This is a genomic window from Burkholderia sp. MSMB1459WGS (genome assembly GCF_001534535.1).
GTDB lineage: Bacteria > Pseudomonadota > Gammaproteobacteria > Burkholderiales > Burkholderiaceae > Burkholderia.
In genome coordinates, this window is record NZ_LPMU01000021.1 from 1 (window position 1) to 19,262 (window position 19,262).

18 protein-coding genes are annotated in these 19,262 nt (G+C 67.8%); 12 read left to right on the forward strand and 6 right to left on the reverse strand.

Going from position 1 to position 19,262, the window contains the following annotated elements; all coding sequences use genetic code 11:
- The first annotated feature begins 202 nt into the window (after positions 1-202).
- From WT97_RS07535 to ureG, 7 genes are all read left to right on the forward strand, one after another.
- Positions 203-1,078, forward strand: coding sequence for an urease accessory protein UreD (locus tag WT97_RS07535; RefSeq protein ID WP_059791641.1), 876 nt, complete (start codon positions 203-205; stop codon positions 1,076-1,078).
- Positions 1,079-1,316: 238 nt separating this feature from the next.
- Positions 1,317-1,619, forward strand: a complete 303-nt coding sequence (ureA, locus tag WT97_RS07540) for an urease subunit gamma (RefSeq protein WP_006406310.1) — start codon at positions 1,317-1,319, stop codon at positions 1,617-1,619.
- 14 nt (positions 1,620-1,633) lie between these two features.
- A complete protein-coding gene (locus WT97_RS07545; RefSeq protein ID WP_059499866.1) occupies positions 1,634-1,939 on the forward strand; it encodes an urease subunit beta in 306 nt (101 codons plus the stop codon).
- Positions 1,940-1,967: 28 nt separating this feature from the next.
- Positions 1,968-3,674, forward strand: a complete 1,707-nt coding sequence (gene ureC / locus WT97_RS07550; RefSeq protein WP_059791643.1) for an urease subunit alpha — start codon at positions 1,968-1,970, stop codon at positions 3,672-3,674.
- An 18-nt stretch (positions 3,675-3,692) separates the two neighbouring features.
- The gene (ureE, locus tag WT97_RS07555; protein ID WP_060353258.1) at positions 3,693-4,325 is read left to right on the forward strand and encodes an urease accessory protein UreE; all 633 of its coding nucleotides are present in this window, start codon (positions 3,693-3,695) and stop codon (positions 4,323-4,325) included.
- Positions 4,312-4,992, forward strand: coding sequence for an urease accessory protein UreF (locus WT97_RS07560; protein WP_059499863.1), 681 nt, complete (start codon positions 4,312-4,314; stop codon positions 4,990-4,992). Before ureE ends, WT97_RS07560 begins: the two co-directional genes overlap by 14 nt.
- A gap of 16 nt (positions 4,993-5,008) precedes the next feature.
- Positions 5,009-5,656 carry an urease accessory protein UreG gene (ureG, locus tag WT97_RS07565; RefSeq protein WP_034206603.1) on the forward strand — a complete coding sequence of 216 codons (648 nt, stop codon included), beginning with the start codon at positions 5,009-5,011 and terminating at the stop codon, positions 5,654-5,656.
- 64 nt (positions 5,657-5,720) lie between these two features.
- Here the strand turns inward: ureG and waaA are convergent, their stop codons facing one another.
- The 4 genes from waaA to WT97_RS07585 all read right to left on the reverse strand — a co-directional run bounded on the left by waaA (position 5,721) and on the right by WT97_RS07585 (position 10,580).
- Positions 5,721-7,073, reverse strand: a complete 1,353-nt coding sequence (gene waaA / locus WT97_RS07570) for a lipid IV(A) 3-deoxy-D-manno-octulosonic acid transferase (RefSeq protein WP_059791646.1) — start codon at positions 7,071-7,073, stop codon at positions 5,721-5,723.
- A gap of 37 nt (positions 7,074-7,110) precedes the next feature.
- Positions 7,111-7,995 (reverse strand): Kdo hydroxylase family protein, encoded by an 885-nt coding sequence (locus tag WT97_RS07575; protein ID WP_027810762.1) that lies wholly within the window; start codon positions 7,993-7,995, stop codon positions 7,111-7,113.
- A gap of 23 nt (positions 7,996-8,018) precedes the next feature.
- A complete protein-coding gene (gene waaC / locus WT97_RS07580) occupies positions 8,019-9,014 on the reverse strand; it encodes a lipopolysaccharide heptosyltransferase I (RefSeq protein WP_027783735.1) in 996 nt (331 codons plus the stop codon).
- A gap of 171 nt (positions 9,015-9,185) precedes the next feature.
- Positions 9,186-10,580, reverse strand: coding sequence for a phosphomannomutase/phosphoglucomutase (locus WT97_RS07585; protein WP_059499854.1), 1,395 nt, complete (start codon positions 10,578-10,580; stop codon positions 9,186-9,188).
- 244 nt (positions 10,581-10,824) lie between these two features.
- On the opposite strand from WT97_RS07585, the gene WT97_RS07590 reads away from it, so the two are divergent.
- From WT97_RS07590 to WT97_RS07610, 5 genes are read left to right on the forward strand one after another with little or no spacing between them, the layout of a single operon-like run.
- Positions 10,825-12,081 (forward strand): lipopolysaccharide biosynthesis protein, encoded by a 1,257-nt coding sequence (locus WT97_RS07590; protein ID WP_059499852.1) that lies wholly within the window; start codon positions 10,825-10,827, stop codon positions 12,079-12,081.
- Positions 12,078-12,902 (forward strand): glycosyltransferase, encoded by an 825-nt coding sequence (locus WT97_RS07595; protein ID WP_059791648.1) that lies wholly within the window; start codon positions 12,078-12,080, stop codon positions 12,900-12,902. Before WT97_RS07590 ends, WT97_RS07595 begins: the two co-directional genes overlap by 4 nt.
- Before the next feature lie 51 nt (positions 12,903-12,953).
- A complete protein-coding gene (locus WT97_RS07600) occupies positions 12,954-14,090 on the forward strand; it encodes a glycosyltransferase family 4 protein (RefSeq protein WP_059791650.1) in 1,137 nt (378 codons plus the stop codon).
- Positions 14,091-14,105: 15 nt separating this feature from the next.
- On the forward strand, positions 14,106-15,128 hold the full coding sequence (gene galE, locus WT97_RS07605; protein ID WP_059791651.1) for a UDP-glucose 4-epimerase GalE: 1,023 nt from the start codon (positions 14,106-14,108) through the stop codon (positions 15,126-15,128).
- Between the two features lie 27 nt (positions 15,129-15,155).
- Entirely contained in the window at positions 15,156-16,262 is a 1,107-nt protein-coding gene (locus WT97_RS07610; RefSeq protein WP_059499848.1) for a glycosyltransferase, read from the forward strand.
- Positions 16,263-16,346: 84 nt separating this feature from the next.
- Here WT97_RS07610 and WT97_RS07615 read toward each other — a convergent pair whose 3' ends face one another.
- Both WT97_RS07615 and WT97_RS07620 read right to left on the reverse strand, forming a co-directional pair.
- A complete protein-coding gene (locus WT97_RS07615) occupies positions 16,347-18,230 on the reverse strand; it encodes a nucleoside-diphosphate sugar epimerase/dehydratase (protein WP_059779478.1) in 1,884 nt (627 codons plus the stop codon).
- Positions 18,231-18,242: 12 nt separating this feature from the next.
- A complete protein-coding gene (locus WT97_RS07620) occupies positions 18,243-19,259 on the reverse strand; it encodes a glycosyltransferase family 4 protein (RefSeq protein ID WP_059791653.1) in 1,017 nt (338 codons plus the stop codon).
- Positions 19,260-19,262: the final 3 nt, after the last annotated feature.

The window sequence follows — 19,262 nt, forward strand, 5'->3', positions numbered from 1 at the left end:
ATCCGGCATCCGGCATCCGGCATCCGGCATCCGGCATCCGGCATCCGGCATCCGGCATCCGGCATCCGGCATCCGGCATCCGGCGATTATGCATACGGCCGTACATTCCCGAAGCCCCCGCCCGCTCGGCAACGCCTCTGCTCACGCGTATATTGTTGCGTTAGCATCCTCGTTTCCCGCGCCCGTCCCCAGCTTCCTGCCGATGTCCGCCCCCGACTCCCACGCCCCGCTGTCCCGCCCCGCCGTCGCCAAGTCCTGGCATGGCCGCCTCGAACTCGGCTTCGAACGGCACGGAGCGCGCACGACGCTCGTTCACCGGCTGCACGATGGCCCGCTGCGCGTGCAGCGGCCGCTGTATCCGGAAGGCGACGCGATCTGCCACGCGGTGATCGTTCACCCGCCGGGTGGCGTCGCCGGCGGTGACCGGCTCGACATCGACATCGCGCTCGGCGACGGCACGCATGCCGCGCTGACGACGCCCGGTGCGACCAAATGGTACAAGTCGAACGGCCTCGACGCGACGCAGCGCATCGGCATCACGGTCGGCGCGCACGCGAAGCTCGACTGGCTACCGCAGAACAACCTGTTCTTCGACGCCGCGCATGCCTCGCTCGACTTCACGGTGGCACTGGGCGCCGGCGCGAGCGCGATCGGCTGGGACGCGACGCAGCTCGGCCGACAGGCGGCCGGCGAAACCTGGTCGGCGGGCCGCATCGCGTCGCGCTCGGCACTCGTCGATGCCGAGGGCCGGCCGCTGTGGACCGAGCGCGCACTGCTCGACGCGCACGATCCGTTGCGCGGTGCACTGCAGGGCCTCGCAGGCTTTCCCGTGTACGGCACGCTGTGGGCAGCCGGGCCCGCGTGCGATGCGGCGCTGGCCGAAGCGCTCGCCGCGCGGATGCCGTTCGACGATACGCTGAGCGCGGGCGCAACCTGCGTGACGCCGGGCGTCGTGCTGGTGCGTGCGCTGTCGACGTCGATGGAAGCGCTGCAACGTCACTTCACCGACTGCTGGCTTTATCTGCGTCCGATTGTGCACGGCGTCGATGCACGGCCACTGCGTCTCTGGCAAACCTGAACGTACCGAACGCGGCACGCACCGTTTCGGCGCAGCACCGCCGCCGATGCCGCCCGCATTCGATGCATCGCGCACCACGAACGCGCACATCCGCACATTTCGTCGGCATGGCACGGGCCTTGCTGCTTACATAACCGATACACGACGCACGTAAAACGGCGCGGTGCTACGATGAGCCGCGCGCTGCCCGCACCGCCGCGCACCGATAAAAATTACGTTTTCCTGAACGACTGCCTTCATGAAACTGACTCCCCGCGAAAAGGACAAGCTGCTGATCTTCACGGCGGCGCTGCTCGCCGAACGCCGCCGCGCGCGCGGCCTGAAGCTCAACTATCCGGAGGCGGTCGCGTTCATCACCGCCGCGCTGATGGAAGCCGCGCGCGACGGCAAGACGGTCGCCGAAGTGATGCACTACGGCACGACGCTGCTCACGCGCGACGACGTGATGGACGGTGTGCCGGAAATGATTCCCGACATCCAGGTCGAAGCGACCTTCCCCGACGGCACCAAGCTCGTCACCGTCCACCACCCGATTCCGTGACCGAGGCCCCGCGCATGATTCCCGGCGAAATCCTCACCGACGACGGCGAGCACGAACTCAACGCGGGCCGCGCGACGCTGTCGCTCGTCGTCGCGAACACCGGCGACCGCCCGGTGCAGGTCGGCTCGCACTACCACTTCTTCGAAGTCAACGACGCGCTGTCGTTCGATCGCGCGGCCGCGCGCGGCTTCCGGCTCAACATCGCGGCCGGCACCGCGGTACGCTTCGAGCCCGGTCAGACCCGCACCGTCGAGCTGGTCGAACTGGCCGGCGATCGCGCCGTCTACGGTTTTCAGGGCAAGGTGATGGGGCCGCTGTAAGCCGCGCCCCGCTCTTCAGGAACAGCACATGACATTACGCTTGAGCCGCCGCGCGTACGCGGAAATGTTCGGGCCGACGACGGGCGACCGCGTGCGGCTCGCCGATACCGAACTGCTGATCGAGATCGAACGCGACTTCACCACGTACGGCGAGGAAGTGAAATTCGGCGGCGGGAAAGTGATCCGCGACGGGATGGGCCAGTCGCAGCGCGTGGCCGCCGACGTGCCCGACACGATCATCACGAACGCGGTGATCCTCGATCACTGGGGCATCGTGAAGGCCGACATCGCGATCAAGCACGGCCGCATCGCCGCGATCGGCAAGGCCGGCAATCCGGACATCCAGCCCGGCGTGACGATCGCGATCGGAGCCGCGACCGAAGTGATCGCCGGCGAAGGGCTGATCGTCACCGCCGGCGGCATCGACACGCACATCCACTTCATCAGCCCGCAGCAGATCGACGAGGCGCTCGCGTCGGGCGTCACGACGATGCTCGGCGGCGGCACGGGGCCGGCCACCGGCACCAACGCGACGACCTGCACGCCGGGCCCGTGGCACATGGAGCGGATGCTGCAGGCCGCCGACGGCTGGCCGATCAATCTCGGCTTTCTCGGCAAGGGCAATGCGAGCCTGCCGCAGCCGCTCGTCGAGCAGATCGCGGCCGGTGCGATCGGGCTGAAGCTGCACGAAGACTGGGGAACGACGCCCGCCGCGATCGACAACTGCCTGTCGGTTGCCGACGACACCGACACGCAGGTCGCGATCCACACCGACACGCTGAACGAAGGCGGCTTCGTCGAATCGACGGTCGCCGCGTTCAAGGGCCGCACGATCCACACGTACCACACCGAAGGCGCGGGCGGCGGCCACGCGCCCGACATCCTCAAGGTGTGCGGCGAGGCGAACGTGCTGCCGTCGTCGACCAATCCGACGCGCCCGTACACGATCAACACGCTCGACGAGCACCTCGACATGCTGATGGTGTGCCATCACCTCGATCCGTCGATCGCCGAGGATCTCGCGTTCGCGGAGTCGCGGATCCGCCGCGAGACGATCGCGGCCGAGGACATCCTGCACGATCTCGGCGCGCTGTCGATGCTGTCGTCCGACTCGCAAGCGATGGGCCGCGTCGGCGAAGTGATCATCCGCACGTGGCAGACCGCGCACAAGATGAAGGTGCAACGCGGCGCGCTGGCGGAAGACAATGCGCGCAACGACAACTTCCGCGCGAAGCGCTACGTCGCGAAATACACGATCAACCCGGCGATCACGCACGGTATCGCGCATGAAGTCGGTTCGATCGAACCGGGCAAGTGGGCCGACCTCGTGCTGTGGGAGTCGGCGTTCTTCGGGATCAAGCCGTCGATGATCCTGAAAGGCGGGATGATCGCGATGGCGCAGATGGGCGACCCGAACGCGTCGATCCCGACGCCGCAGCCGGTGCACTACCGCGAGATGTTCGCGACGCGCGGCGGCGCGCTCGCGCGCACGTCGCTGACGTTCGTGTCGCAGATGGCAGCCGACGCGGGCATCGCCGAACGCTACGGGCTCGCGAAGCATGTCGTGCCGGTGCGCAACTGCCGCAACGTGACGAAGGCCGACATGATCCACAACGCGTGGCGGCCGTCGATCAGCGTCGATCCCGAAACCTACGACGTGATCGCCGACGGTCAGTTGCTCACCTGCGAACCGGCAACGGTGCTGCCGATGGCGCAGCGCTACTTCCTGTTCTGATTTCCTGTTTTTCGTTCCATGCGCACCCTCGACAAACGCATTGCCCCGAACGTGAAACTCGCCGCGTCGCTCGTCGCGCGCGCGTCGACGCTCACGCTCGCCTATGACGCCCGCTGCAAGAGCCGCCTCGCGGCGACGCTCGACACCGGCGAGGACGTCGCGGTCCTGCTGCCGCGCGGCACCGTGCTGCGCGACGGCGACGTGCTCGTCGCCGACGACGGCGCGCTCGTGCGCATCGCCGCGGCGCCCGAAACCGTGCTGCTCGTGCGCGCGACCGACCCGCTCACGCTGATGCGCGCCGCGTACCATCTCGGTAACCGCCACACGCCGGTCGAGATCGGCGACGGTTATCTGAAGCTCGAAGCCGATCCGGTGCTCGCGGACATGCTGCGCCGGCTCGGCACGCAGGTCGACGAAACGAGCGCACCGTTCCAGCCGGAAGCCGGCGCGTACGGCGGCGGCCACAAGCACGGGCACGACGCGACATTCGCCGAGGATTACGCGCTCGCACAGCAGGTGTTCGGCGAACACCACGGCCACTCGCACTCGCACTCGCACTCGCACGATCACGATCACGATCACGATCACGATCACGATCATCAGCATGGTCCGGGCTGCGCGCACGGCCACCACGGTCATGACCACCACTGAGCTCGTCGCGCTGCTGCATCTCGCGTCGCCCGCATTGCCGATCGGCGCGTTCAGCTACTCGCAGGGCTTCGAAGCCGCGCTCGACGCGAACCTGATCCGCGACGCCGACACCGCGCGCGACTGGATCGCGAGCGGCCTGACCGACGTGCTCGCGCACGGCGAGTTGCCATTCCTCGCGCACCAGCTCGCGCGCTGGCACGCACATGACGCGGACGCGCTGGCCCGCGAGAACGCATGGTTCGTCGCAAGCCGCGAGTCGGCCGAACTGCGCCGCGAGACCGAACAGATGGGCTGGTCGCTCGCGCAACTGTGCGCGTCGCTCGAATGGGGCGATGCCGCGCGCCGCGCGACGCTCGCATCGTTCACGCCGATCGCGCTGCCGACCGCATTCGCCTACGCGGCCGCCGCGCACGATGCCGGCGCCGATGCAACGCTCGCCGCGTACGCGTTCGGCTGGGTCGAGAACCAGACGTCGGCCGCGCTGAAAGCGGTGCCGCTCGGCCAGCTCGCCGGCCAGCGCATCATCGTCGCGCTACGCGGCGCGATCGACGCGGCCGTGCGCCGCGCGCTCGCGACGCCGCCCGACGCCGTCAACACGTTCGCGCCGCAGCTCGGCATCCTGTCCGCGCGGCACGAAACCCAGTATTCGCGGTTGTTCCGCTCCTGAACCTCATCGCCCGACCATGAACGCACCTGCTCCCTCCTCCGCTCGCCGCACGAAGAAACTGCCGCCGCTGCGCGTCGGCATCGGCGGCCCCGTCGGCTCCGGCAAAACCACGCTGCTCGAAATGCTGTGCAAGGCGATGCGCGAGCGCTACGACCTCGTCGCGATCACGAACGACATCTACACGAAGGAAGACCAGCGGCTGCTGACGGTCGCGGGCGCGCTGCCCGAGGAACGCATCATGGGTGTCGAGACGGGCGGCTGCCCGCACACGGCGATCCGTGAAGATGCGTCGATCAATCTCGAAGCCGTCGACCGGATGCTCGCGCGCTTTCCCGATGCGGACATCGTGTTCATCGAGTCGGGCGGCGACAATCTCGCGGCAACCTTCAGCCCCGAGCTGTCGGACCTGACGATCTACGTGATCGACGTCGCCGGCGGCGAGAAGATTCCGCGCAAGGGCGGCCCCGGCATCACGAAGTCCGACCTGCTCGTGATCAACAAGACCGACCTCGCGCCGCTGGTCGGCGCGAACCTCGACGTGATGGCGTCCGACACGAAGAAGATGCGCGGCGAGCGGCCTTACGTGATGACGAACCTGAAGGCGCTCGACGGCGTCGCGGACGTGATCGCATTCATCGAGAAGAAGGGCTTGCTGACGGTGTGAGCCGCGCGGCGGCGCGCGGCGACGCCGCCGCGCGTGTCCGGGCGGCAGCGCGCCGCCCGTCCCGTCATGCGTCGTCGTCGACGGCGTCCGGCAACGCACGCACGCCGGCTTCGGCGGGCGGCAGCAGTGCGGCGAGCACGTCGACCGTGCGCGCGGTCGCGCCGCGGTGACGCGACGCGAAGGCCGCGCCGGCCGCGCCCATCGCGATGCGCCGCGCCTTGTCGGCGAACAGCGCGTCGAGCACGTGCGCGAGATCGAGCGGATCCTCGACCTGCATCGCGGCGCCTGCCGCGACCGCATCGGCGGTCGCCTGCGTGAAGTTGAACACGTGCGGCCCGATCAGCACCGGCACGCCGACCGCGCATGCCTCAATCAGGTTCTGCCCGCCGAGCGGCAGCAGGCTGCCGCCGATGAACGCGATGTCGGCCGCCGCGTAGTACGCGCCGAGCTCGCCCATCGAATCGCCGAGCAGCACCGTCACGTCGTCCGGCAGCGGTTCGGCGGCCGGACGGCCCGCCGCGAGCGCGGCCGCATCGGCGGCCCAGACGGAGCGCCGCACGCACTTGAACCCGCTGCGCGCGACGAGCGCCTCGACTTCGGCGAAGCGCTGCGGATGACGCGGCACGAGCACCAGCAGCGCGCCGGGCGTGCGCATTTCCGCGAACGCCTGCAGCACCAGCGCTTCTTCGTTCTCGCGCGTGCTGGCGGCGACCCACACCGGCCGCGCACCGATCGCATCGCGCCATGCATGGCCGCGCGCCGCGAGTTCCGGCGGCGTCGTCATGTCGAACTTCAGGTTGCCGAGCACGGTCACGTTGCGTGCGCCGAGCGACGTCAGCCGCTCGGCATCGGCCGGACTCTGCGCGAGCACGCGCGAGAAGCCGCCGAACACGTCGCGCGTCGCCGCGCCGAACTTCGCCGCGCGCCGGAACGAACGCGCGGACATCCGCGCATTGGTCAGCACGAGCGGCACGTCCGCGCGGCGGCACTCGTCGATCAGCGTCGGCCACACCTCGGTTTCCATCACGAGGCCGAGCGTCGGCCGCCATGCGTGCAGGAAGCGCCGCACCGCGCCCGGCATGTCGTACGGCAGGTAGCAGCGCAACACCCGGTCGCCGAAGATCTGTTCGCCGGTCGCGCGACCGCTCGGCGTCATGTGCGTGAGCAGGATGCGTGCATCGGGACGCGCACGCAGCAGCGCATCGATCAACGGCTGCGCCGCGCGCGTCTCGCCGACCGACACCGCATGCACCCAGATCAGCGGCGCGCGGTCGTCGCGCGAGCGGCCCGCGACGTGACCGAAGCGCTCGCCGATATGCTCGCGATAGCCGCGCTCCTTGCGCGAGCGCACATAGAGCCGGATGACCGCGGCCGGCGCGACGAGCCACCACAGCGTGCGATAGATCGCCCTCAGCATGCGGCCGCCCGGGTATGGCGTCGAAACAGGTGCGCGCTCAAACCAGCGCCCTGCCCGTCAGGCGTTCGAGAATGCCGAGCGGCGCGCATTCGCGGCGGACCATCGCATCGACCGGCAGGAAGAAGGTCTGCTCGAGCATGAACTGGCCGGACATCACAGCGTGCGAAGTCTGATCCGAGAAACATATCCACACGCTGCCCGGCGGAAACGGCATCGTTTGCTGCGGGCAAGTCTTCTGGTAGTCGAGATCGGCCTTCATCCCGTCGTGCAGGTTCAGCATCAGGTGGTCGTACGCGCTGCGCGGCGATTTCGTCACGTGCAGCAGGTTCAGCAGCCAGGCCGAGCCCGGGAACTGCGGCCGGATCTTCGGCAGGAAACGCTTCGCGACGTCCTCGAACGGCTCGCCGACACGCCACACGCGCGGCACGCCGGCCGGATTCACGTTCGTGAACACGCGCAGGATGCGCTCGCCGTAGTTCGGCCGCGACGGGAACGCATCGACGTGCAGCCGGCTGTCGTCCTTGCGCCACGACGTCTGGCGCGTCTCGACCTGCATCAGCCGCAAGCTCGTCGGCGCGACGCGCAACTTGCCGCGGTATTCGGGAAAGAGGCCGTCGACGAGCGTGCCGGCCTGCTGCTGGAAGCGCGCGACGAGCGCGCGCACGGCCGATTGCGTGACGCTGTCGCCGAGCACGCCGGCGAGCGCGCCGCCGTTCGGCGCGAGGCTGATGTTCTTGCGTTTCGGATCGGCGAGCGCCGGATCGAGCAGCGCTTCCTCGCCGCCTTCGATCGCGAAGCGCAGGTGCGGGAAATACAGCACCTTGCCTTCCTCGACCGCGGCCAGCAACTGCTCGCGCGGCGCCGACAGGTTGTGTCCGCTCCAGTCGGCGGACGGGACTTCGATGATCTGGGATTCGCTCATGATCGGTTCGCGTGTGGACAGCGTTACAGGAGACCGAAGCCCGCGAGCGCCGACTTCACCTGCGCGATCGACGGGGGCTGCCCCGCCGTGCCGAGATTGACGACGTTCGGCGACCAGTAGCCGCCGGTCCGCCAGGCCGTCGCGAAATTGTACAGTTCGATCGTCGGACGCTTCAGCGCGGCCGCGATGTGAACCAGACCTGTATCAACCCCGACCGTCGCGGCCGCACCGTCGATCAGCCCGACCACGGCCGGCAGCGACAGCTTCGGCGGCACGATCGCCGCCGCGCCGAACTCCTTCGCGAGCCGCTCGCTGGTCGCCCGCTCCGCGTCGTTGCCCCACGGCAGCACGAGCGACGCACCGCGCCGCACGAGCGCCTGGCCGAGCTCGATCCATGCGGCGTCCGGCCACTGCTTGTCGGCGCGCGACGTCGCATGGACGAACACGACGTACGGCACCGGCAGGTTCAGGCCGAGCGCGGCCACCGCGAGCGCCGCCGCGCGCGTGTCGAGGCCGAATTCGACCGGATCGGCCGGGGTCGGCGCCGGGTCGTCCAGCGCGGCCGCGACGAGCTGGCGCGAGCGCTCGACGACGTGCGTGCGCGGCGCGATCGGCACGCGCTTGCGGTAGAAGAAACGCACCGGCCATTCGTAGCCGGCGCCGTCGGTGCGGTTGCCGAGCCCGACGAGCGGGCCGCGCGCCCAACTCGCGACCCACGCCGTCTTGATGAGGCCCTGGCAGTCGATCACGAGGTCGTACTGCTCGGCCGCGAGGCGCCGACGGAATGCGCGGATCTCGCGCCACGTCGCGCCCGAGAACGGCTTCTTGCGCCAGCGGCGCAGCGAGAACGGCAGCACGTTGCGCACGCCGTCGACGAGCCGCACGAGGTCGACGAAGCTTTCCTCGACGAGCCAGTCGATCTGCGCATCGGGGTGACGGCGCCGGATATCGGCGATCACCGGCATGTTGTGCACGACGTCGCCCAGCGACGACACGCGCACGATCAGGATCTTTTGCACGCTGAAAAAACGCCGGCTGGCAGCCGGCGACGGACATAAAGGGGGGATTTTATCCCGGCCGAAGGGCCGGATAGACAAAAAGCGGCCGCGCGCCCGGGGCGCGCGCCGCTTTTCGGGATATGCACGGCCGACGAACGGCCGTCGTACGGGCGGCCCGCCGGCCGCCGGCGCTCAGAACGGCAGCTTGACGTCCGGCTTCGCGGCCGTCAGCACGCGGCGGAAGTCTTCCTGGATGCGCTTGAGCCCTTCCTGCGTCTCCGCCTCGAAACGCATCACGACGACCGGCGTCGTGTTCGACGAACGCGCGAGACCGAAGCCGTCCGGATACTCGACGCGCAGGCCGTCGATCGTCACGACTTCTTCGGCGCCGTCGAACTTCGCCTCTTTCTGCAGCTTGTCGATCAGGCGGAAATTCTCGCCCTCGTCGAGCCAGAGCTGCAGTTCGGGCGTGCTCATCGCGTCCGGCAGGCTGTTGAGCAACGCGCTCGGATCGGCCGTCTTCGCGAGGATCTCGAGCAGGCGCGCGCCGGTGTACAGGCCGTCGTCGAAGCCGTACCAGCGATCCTTGAAGAACACGTGGCCGCTCATTTCGCCGGCGAGCGGCGCACCGGTCTCGCGCAGCTTCGCCTTCACGAGCGAGTGGCCCGTCTTCCACATCAGCGGCTCGCCGCCCTTCGACTTCACCCACTGCGCGAGGTGGCGCGTGCACTTCACGTCGTAGATGATCTGGGCGCCCGGGTTGCGCGACAGCACTTCTTCCGCGAACAGCATCAGTTGGCGGTCCGGATAGATGATCTGGCCGTCCTTCGTGACGACGCCCAGGCGGTCGCCATCGCCGTCGAACGCGAAGCCGAGCTCCGCATCGGTGTCCTTCAGCGCCTGGATCACGTCCTGCAGGTTCTCCGGGTGGGCGGGATCGGGGTGGTGGTTCGGGAACGTGCCGTCGATGTCGGTGAAGCGCTCGACGAGCTCGCAGCCGAGCGCCTTAAAGAGGCGCGTCGCGAGCGGGCCCGCGACGCCGTTGCCGGCGTCGACCACGAGCTTCAGCGGCCGCGCGAGCTTCACGTCGCCGACGATGCGTGCGATGTATTGGTCCGCGACGTCGATCGCTTCATACGTGCCGCTGCCCGTCTCGAACCGTTCGTCGACGATACGGCGGTACAGCGCCTGGATCTGCTCGCCGTAAATCGCGGCGCCGCGCAGCACCATCTTGAAGCCGTTGTAGTCGGGCGGGTTGTGGCTGCCCGTGACGACGATGCACGAATCGACGCGGCGCTCGCCGCCCTTCAGCGCCAGCGGCACGTTCGCCGCGAAATAACCGACCGGCGTCGGCACCATGCCGACGTCCACGACGTCGACCCCGGCCGCACGCAGGCCGTCGGCCAGCGCGCCGACCAGCTCCGGCCCGGACAGGCGGCCGTCGCGCGCGACGACGACCGCATCGCCGCCCTGCGCACGCACTTCGCTGCCGAATGCCCGGCCGATGCCGCGCGCGGTGTCGACGTCGAGCGTCTTGCCGACCACGCCACGAATGTCATATGCCTTGAAGATGGATTGGGAAATCATCGATTCTCTTCTCTCGGTTGCGTGCATGGAAAATTGTCTGGCTTGCGCGGCCGCCGTTCGCGGGTCCCGCACATGATACGTGCCTGCCGGCACGACACGGCGAGCAACGGCTGGAGCAGCCGCGATCCCACTTATAATCGCGGGTTTTGATGACGCGCATGTCGCCCATTTTAATGCCTAGCCGTCCCGCCGCCGCCCACCCGCCGTTTCCGGCCGCCCGCCGCGCGCACCGCCGCTGCCGCGCATGCTGAAGCGCTTCGGCAACCCGGACGTCGCGAAGGCCGTCGCGAACCTCGTCTGGCTCGGGCTCGAACGGCTCACGCAGATCGGCGTCGCGATCGCGATCAGCGGCCTGCTGGCCCGTTATTTCGGGCCAGATGTGTTCGGCAAATGGCAGTATGCGAATACGCTTCTCCTGGTACTGGCGCCGCTCACCTGGGTGTGCGGCGCGGAAATCCTCGTCCCGACCATCGTCCAGCGCCCGCCGGCCCAGCTCGGTGCGGTGCTCGGCAGCGCGTTCGTGCTGCGCATCGCCGTGTCGGCGGCCGCGCTCGTCGCGACCTGGATCGCGATCGCCGCGGGCGCCTTCGACCCGCTGGTCGGCGCGATGCTCGCCGGCCTGGCGGTCACGATGGTGTTCCGCGAGCCGTTCGTCGGCGTGATCAACGCGTGGCTGCAGAGCATGACCTACAGCAAGCCGCAGCTCGTCACCAGCATGGTCACCGCGCTCGCCAAGGCGCTGCTCGTCTGGCTGCTGGTGCGCGCGGCCGCCGGGCCCGCCCGCTTCGCGTGGCTGTGGGCACTGGAAGCCGCCGCGATCGGCTTCGCGCTGCTGCTGTACTACCGTCACCGTAACGGCGGTACGCTCGGCTGGACGTTCGATACCCCGCTGTTCCGGCACTTTGCGACGGCCGGCACCGTGTTCTGGCTCGGCCTCATCTGCATGTACCTGTTCCTGAAGCTCGACCGCCTGATGCTCGAGCGCCACGTATCGTTCGCCGACCTCGGCCGCTATTCGGCCGCGCAGCAGCTCAACGAGAACTGGATCACGCTCGCGCTGATGCTCGCGCAGACGATCGCGCCCGCCTTCGTCTACCGCGTGCAGGACGTCGCCCGGCTGCGCCGCAACATCGTCCGGCTGATCGCGATGACGGCCGGCCTGATGACGGCCGGCGCGCTCGTGCTCGACGCGGCCGCCCCGCTGATCGTCGGCAAGGTGTTCGGCCGCGGCTACGAGGCGTCGGTCGACATCTTCCGCTGGGCCGTCTGGCTGTCCGTGCCGGCCGGCATCGAGGCGATAGGCAATCTTATCGTGCTCAAATATCAAGCAAAATTCGTGTTGCTGACGAAATGGCTGCTCGCGCTGGCGATCGCCGCGCTCGTCAACCTGTTCGCGATCCCGCGGCTCGGCCTGTACGGCGCGCTCGTCGGGCTGGCGGCCGGCTACCTGGCCGCCGCTGCCGTCAACTTTTATTACATCCGTTTCAAGCTGCGAACATGACGTCCCCCGATTGCCCGCCCCCGCTCGACGACGTGGCCGTACTGATGCCGGCCTACAACGGGCACGACGACGTCGTCCGCACCCTCGCGTCGTTTCGCGAGGATGCGCCCGTGCACGTGCTGATCGTCGACGACGGCAGCACGCCGCCGATCGTCGCGCCCGACTTGCCGGGCCTGTCGACCGACGTGCTGCGCATGCCGCGCAACGGCGGCATCGAACGCGCACTGGCGGCCGGCATCGATGCGCTCGCGGCGCGCGGTTTCCGCTACGCGGCCCGCATCGACGCGGGCGATCTCGCCGCGCCGCAGCGCCTCGCGAAAGAGCGCGCCTATCTCGGCGCCCACCCGCGCGTGGCCTGCGTCGGCATGTGGACGCAGGTCGTGTCGCGCGCCGGCGAGCCGCGCTTCATGCTGACGCCGCCCACCGATCCGCGCACGCTGCGCCGCACGCGCTTCCTGCGCTCGCCGCTCGTGCATCCGTCGGTCATGTTGCGCATCGACGCCGTGCGCGAAGTGGGCAACTATCGCGCGAAGTACCGCGCAGCCGAGGATCTCGATCTTTTTTTACGGTTAATGCAACGCTACGATTGCGCGAACCTGCCGGAACTCGGCCTGTATTACGAGCTTAACGAGGGCGGGATCAGTGCGACCAAACGCCGGCGCCAGCTGGTGTCGACGCTCACGCTGCTGCTGCGCCACTTCAACGTGCTGAACCCGTACGACTGGGCCGGCCTCGCCAAGAACCTGCTGCATTTCGTGACGCCGTACCGTACGCTGCAGCGGATCAAGCAGACGCTGTTCGCCGCGCGGCCGTCCGCCTGACGCGTATCCGGCCCGTTCGGCAATTTCGACGCTTTATTTTTTCTTTTTTTCATGTCCGCCACCTCCCCGCTGCGCATCGCGCTCGTCTGCAACACGGCCTGGGCGATCTACACGTACCGCCACGGGCTGATCCGTGCGCTCGTCGCGCGCGGCGCCGAGGTCGTCGTGATCGCGCCGCACGACCGCACGGTGCCGCTGCTCGAACAGATGGGCTGCCGCTACGTGGCGCTCGCGGTCGCGTCGAAAGGCACGAGCCCGCGCGAGGATCTCGGCACGCTCGCCGCGCTGGTGCGCCACTACCGCGCGCTGCGGCCCGATCTCGTGTTCCATTACACGATCAAGCCGAACATCTACGGCTCGGTGGCCGCGTGGCTCGCGCGCGTGCCGTCGATCGCGGTGACGACGGGGCTCGGTTACGTATTCATCCAGAAGAGCCGCGCGGCGAGCGTCGCGAAACGCCTGTACCGGTTCGCGTTCCGCTTCCCGCGCGAAGTCTGGTTCCTGAACCGCGACGATCTCGCGACCTTCGCCGACGAACGGCTGCTCGCGCATCCCGAGCGCGCGCGGCTGCTGCACGGCGAAGGCGTCGATCTCGACCAGTTCGCGCCCGTGCCGCTGCCCGCCGGCGACGCGCCCGTCTTCATCCTGATCGGCCGGCTGCTGTGGGACAAGGGCGTGCGCGAATACGTGGAGGCCGCGCGCCGCGTGCGCGAGCGCGTCCCGAACGCGCGCTTCCAGCTGCTCGGGCCGCTCGGCGTCGACAATCCGAGCGCGATCGGTCGCGCGGATGTCGACGCGTGGGTCGGCGAAGGCATCGTCGAGTATCTCGGCGAAGCGCACGACGTGCGCCCGCACATCGCGGCGGCCGATTGCGTCGTGCTGCCGTCGTACCGCGAAGGCGTGCCGCGCACGCTGATGGAGGCATCGGCAATGGGGCGGCCGATCGTCGCGACCGACGTGCCGGGCTGCCGCGACGTCGTCGCCGACGGCGAAACGGGCTTCCTGTGCCGCGCGCGCGACAGCGCGAGCCTCGCGGAGCAACTGAATCGCATGATCGCGCTCGGACCGCAAGGCCGTGCGGCGATGGGCGCACGCGGCCGGCACAAGGTCGCGGCGGAATTCGACGAACAGCAGGTCGTCGAACGTTACAGGGAGACCATCCATTCGTTGACAGGATTCACACTCTGAAGGAGCGCATCAGCAATGACCGCTAAAGGCACCATCCTCGTCACCGGCGGCGCCGGCTATATCGGCTCGCACACGGCCGTCGAACTGCTCGACAACGGCTACGACGTCGTGATCGTCGACAACCTCGTCAACAGCAAGGCCGAGTCCGTGCGCCGGATCGAGCAGATCACGGGCAAGACGCCCGCGTTCCACCAGGTGGACGTGTGCGACGAAGCCGCGCTCGCGAAGGTGTTCGACGCGCACCCGATCACCGGCACGATTCACTTCGCGGCGCTCAAGGCCGTCGGCGAATCGGTCGCGAAGCCGCTCGAGTACTACCAGAACAACATCGGCGGCCTGCTCGCCGTGCTCAAGGTCATGCGCGAGCGCAACGTCAGGCAGTTCGTGTTCAGCTCGTCCGCGACCGTGTACGGCGTGCCCGAGCGCTCGCCGATCGACGAATCGTTCCCGCTGTCCGCAACCAACCCGTACGGCCAGTCGAAGCTGATCGCCGAGCAGATCCTGCGCGATCTCGAAGTCTCGGACCCGTCGTGGCGCATCGCGACGCTGCGCTACTTCAATCCCGTCGGCGCGCATGCGAGCGGGCTGATCGGCGAGGATCCGGCCGGCATTCCGAACAACCTGATGCCCTACGTCGCGCAGGTCGCGGTCGGCAAGCTGGAGAAGCTGCGCGTGTTCGGCTCCGACTACCCGACGCCGGACGGCACCGGCGTGCGCGACTACATCCACGTCGTCGATCTCGCGAAGGGGCACATCGCCGCGCTCGACGCGCTCGCCAAGCGCGACGCGAGCTTCGTCGTGAACCTCGGCACCGGCCAGGGCTATAGCGTGCTGGAAGTCGTGCGTGCGTTCGAGAAGGCGTCAGGCCGCCCGGTGCCGTACGAACTCGTCGCGCGCCGCCCGGGCGACATCGCCGAGTGCTATGCGAACCCGCAGGCCGCCGCCGACATCATCGGCTGGCGTGCGACGCTCGGCATCGAGGAAATGTGTGCCGACCACTGGCGATGGCAGGAGGGGAACCCGCGCGGTTTTGTATAATCCGCTGTCCATTTTTCGAGCGATCCCATGCTCAGCTTCGCGTCCGGCTTCATCGTCTCCTTGCTCGTCACGCTGTTCATCGTGCGCTACGCGCACCTTCACGAGAAATTCTCGATCGACAGCGACCTGGCCGGCGTGCAGAAATTCCACGTGCGGCCGGTGCCGCGAGTGGGGGGCATCGGGATCCTCGCCGGAGTCGTCGTGGCGGCGCTGCTCGTATCGCGGCGCTATCCGACGATCGCCGGCAGCATTCTCGGGATCGCTGCCTGCGGGTTGCCGGCGTTCCTGTCCGGCCTCGTCGAGGACCTGACCAAGCGCGTGTCGCCGCGCGCACGGCTGCTCTGCACGATGGGCGCGGCCGCGCTGGCGTTCTGGCTGATGGGCATCGCGGTCAAGCGCATCAGCGTGCCGCCGCTCGATTTCCTGCTCGGGTATGTCGCCATCTCGGCGTTCATCACGGTGCTCGCGGTCGCGGCGCTCGCGAATGCGATCAACATCATCGACGGCTTCAACGGGCTCGCCTCGATGGTCAGCTTCATGATGTTCGCGTCGCTCGCGTACGTCGCGTTCCACGTCAACGACCCGGTCGTGATGTCCGCGTCGATCATCATGATGGGCGCCGTGCTCGGCTTCTTCCTGTGGAATTTCCCGGCCGGACTGATCTTCCTCGGCGACGGCGGCGCGTATTTCATCGGTTTCATGCTCGCGGAGCTCGCGATCATGCTCGTGATGCGCAATCGCGAAGTGTCCGCGTGGTATCCGGTGCTGCTGTTCATGTATCCGATCTTCGAGACCTGCTTCTCGATCTACCGGAAGAAGTTCATTCGCGGGATGTCGCCGGGGATTCCGGACGGCGTGCACCTGCATATGCTCGTGTACAAGCGGCTGATGCGGTGGGCCGTGGGGACGAAGCATGCGCACGACCTGACGCGACGCAATTCGCTGACTTCACCTTATCTGTGGCTGCTGTGCCTCGTCGCAGTGATTCCGGCGACGCTGTTCTGGCGGCATACGGTGCATCTGTTCGTGTTCGTCGTGCTGTTCGCGCTCACTTATGTCTGGCTTTATCTCAGCATCGTGCGGTTCAGGGCGCCCAGATGGATGGTAGTGCGCAAGCACCGACAGAGCCGCTGAGCGATACGCCGATTTCCAGACAAAAAAGCGCCCATGCCGGGCGCTTTTTTTGTCACAACGTGTGCGGCTCACAGCCTGATCGCGTCACCCGTTGGATGCGACGCGCACCGACGGCACGCTCTGCAACACGGGGGCAACGGCCGTCTGGTATTCCGGCACCCAGCGCCGCAGATCGCGCCGCACTTCGTCGTCGGACAACACGCGATGCTGCATCAACCACGGCAGCAATTCATCGAGCAGGTTGTCCGGTACTTCGCGCGCGCGCGCGATCCGCAGTTTCGGGTGCGGCGTACGCGTCGTCGCCTCATCGTCCGCCAGCAGTTCCTCGTACAGCTTCTCGCCCGGCCGCAGCCCGGTGAACTCGATGCGGATCTGCTCTTCCGAAAAGCCGTACAGGCGGATCAGGTCGCACGCGAGATCGACGATCTTCACCGGCTCGCCCATGTCGAGAATGAAGATCTCGCCGCCCTGCCCCATGCTCGACGCCTGCAGCACGAGTTGCGACGCTTCCGGAATCGTCATGAAGAAACGCGTGATTTCCGGATGCGTGACCGTCACCGGGCCCCCCTTAGCGATCTGCTGCTGGAACTTCGGGATCACGCTGCCCGCGCTGCCGAGCACGTTGCCGAATCGCACCGTCTCGAACTGCGTGCGCCCGCTCGTCTGCTGCAACGCCTGGCACGCCATTTCGGCGAGGCGCTTGCTCGCGCCCATCACGTTGGTCGGATTGACGGCCTTGTCGGTCGAGATCAGCACGAAATGACGCACGTCGTGGCGAATCGCCGCGCGCGCCACGCGATAGGTGCCGAGCACGTTGTTGCGCAGCGCCTGCCACGCGTTGTGCTCTTCCATCAGCGGCACGTGCTTGTAGGCGGCCGCATGGAACACGATGTGCGGCGCATGGCGCGACATCACCTGGTCGAGCAGCAGCGAATCCTTCGCATCGCCGATGATCGGCAGGACGGGAAGATCCGGGAAGCGCTCGCGCAGCTCCTCCGTCAGCCGATACATCGCGTATTCGGACAGGTCGAACGCGACGAGCTGCGCCGGCGCGAAGCGCAGGATCTGCCGGCACAGCTCGGAGCCGATCGAGCCGCCCGCGCCCGTCACCATCACGACGCGGCCGCGCAGCAGCGCCTCGACGTGCGGTGTGTCGATCGTCACCGCATCGCGGCCGAGCAGATCCTCGAGGTCGATGTTCCGCACCTGCGACAGGAAGCCCTGCCCCGGCATCAGTGCGGTCAGCGAAGGCAGCACCATCGCCTTGACGCCGGCGCGCACGCACAGCGTCGCGACGCGACGCTGGGTTTCGACCGACGCCGACGGAATCGCGATGATCGCGTATTCGACCTTCATCGCATCGGTCCAGTGCTTGAGATCGTTGAACGAGCCGAGCACCTTGTAGCCGTAGATTTCGCGGCCCTGCTTCGTGACGTCGTCGTCGAGCAGGCCGACGAGGCGCCATTCGCCGGAGCGCGACAGTTCGCGCGCAAGGCTCGCGCCGGCCGTGCCGGCGCCGAGCACCAGCACCGGCTTGCCCTTGCCGACGAGCCCGCCGTACAGGTAGTACTCCTTGGTCGCGCGATACAGCGCGCGTGCGCCGCCCATCGCCAGGAACAGCATCAGCGGCGACACGAGCAGCACCGAGCGCGGGATGATCGGCTGCGGCTGGAACATCACGGCGCCGATCATCACGATCACGCCGCCGCCGACTACGGCCTTTGCGATGCGCATCAGGTCGGGCAGGCTCGCGAACACCCACAGCCCGCGATACAGGCCGAACCCGTGAAACATCAGTGCGTAGACGGGCAGCACCCACGTCAATGCCATCAGCGCGCCACTCAGGAAATCGTGCGGGACGCTGCCGTTGAAACGAACGAGATAAGCGAACAACCATGCGGCGACAACGGCCGTCAGGTCGAACAGGAAAGCACTCAGGGACAGCCAAGATGCTCTGGATCGCAACATCGGCGGGAAACCTCAAGAATTGTTTTCGGCGGCCGCTTGAAACCGGTGCCAGCGCCTGTCGATCAACCATCCGAACCACGCCAGGACGCCATACCACGCGAGGAACGACAGCCATTGCTGCAGTTCGGGGCGGCCCTTTGCCCATACGGCCAGAATTATGCCCGCGAGCATGATGAGGTACCAATAAAGCGCGGTCCGACCGTGACCTATGCCCGATCGGACCATCCTTTGATAATAGTGCTCACGGTGTGCTTGCCAGAACTTTTCGCCACGTAACAGACGTCTCAAAAGTGTTACAGATGCGTCAGCAATAAAGGGCGCGAATACCATCGCGGGGAACCAGATCGGCCAGACATTGGTACGCCAGCCCCAGTAGCCCAGCGCGCCGGCCAGGAAGCCGAGCGGAATCGAGCCGGCGTCGCCGAGAAATAGCCTCGCCGGGTGGAAATTGAGCAGAAGAAAGCCCAGCGCCGCGCCGGCGACCGCCGCCCCGGAAACGACGAGATCGGGCGACGCCTGTGCGCCGCTAAGCGCCGCGACCGCGTACCCGCCGAAGCCGAACAGCGCCATGCCGCCCGCGAGGCCATCGGCGCCATCCATGAAGTTGTACAGGTTCGTCAGCCAGACCATTGCGAAACCCACACCGGCGAGCAGCCACCAGGGCGCATCGGCCGGGAACACGACGATCAGTGCGACGACGGCCACGAGGTGCGCCGAGAACCGCACACGGGCCGGCAGCCCGCGCCGGTCGTCGATCTGCGACATCGCAGCCAGCCCGGCAGCGGCGATCGCGATCAGCCACAGTCGCGGCGCCAGCGTGAGCAGCGCAACGACACAGACCGGCACGATGCCCCATCCGCCGACTCGCGGTGTCGGCAGCGTATGGAGCGAACGATCATTCGGAACGTCGGTGGCAAGACGCCAGGCCAATCCGGTGGCGAGCAGTACGCGGAGAATCGCCGTCGAGGCGAATGCGGCGGCCAGAGCTACTGCGGCCGTGGTGAGCCAGGTGGGATTCGCGAGAAGCATGTG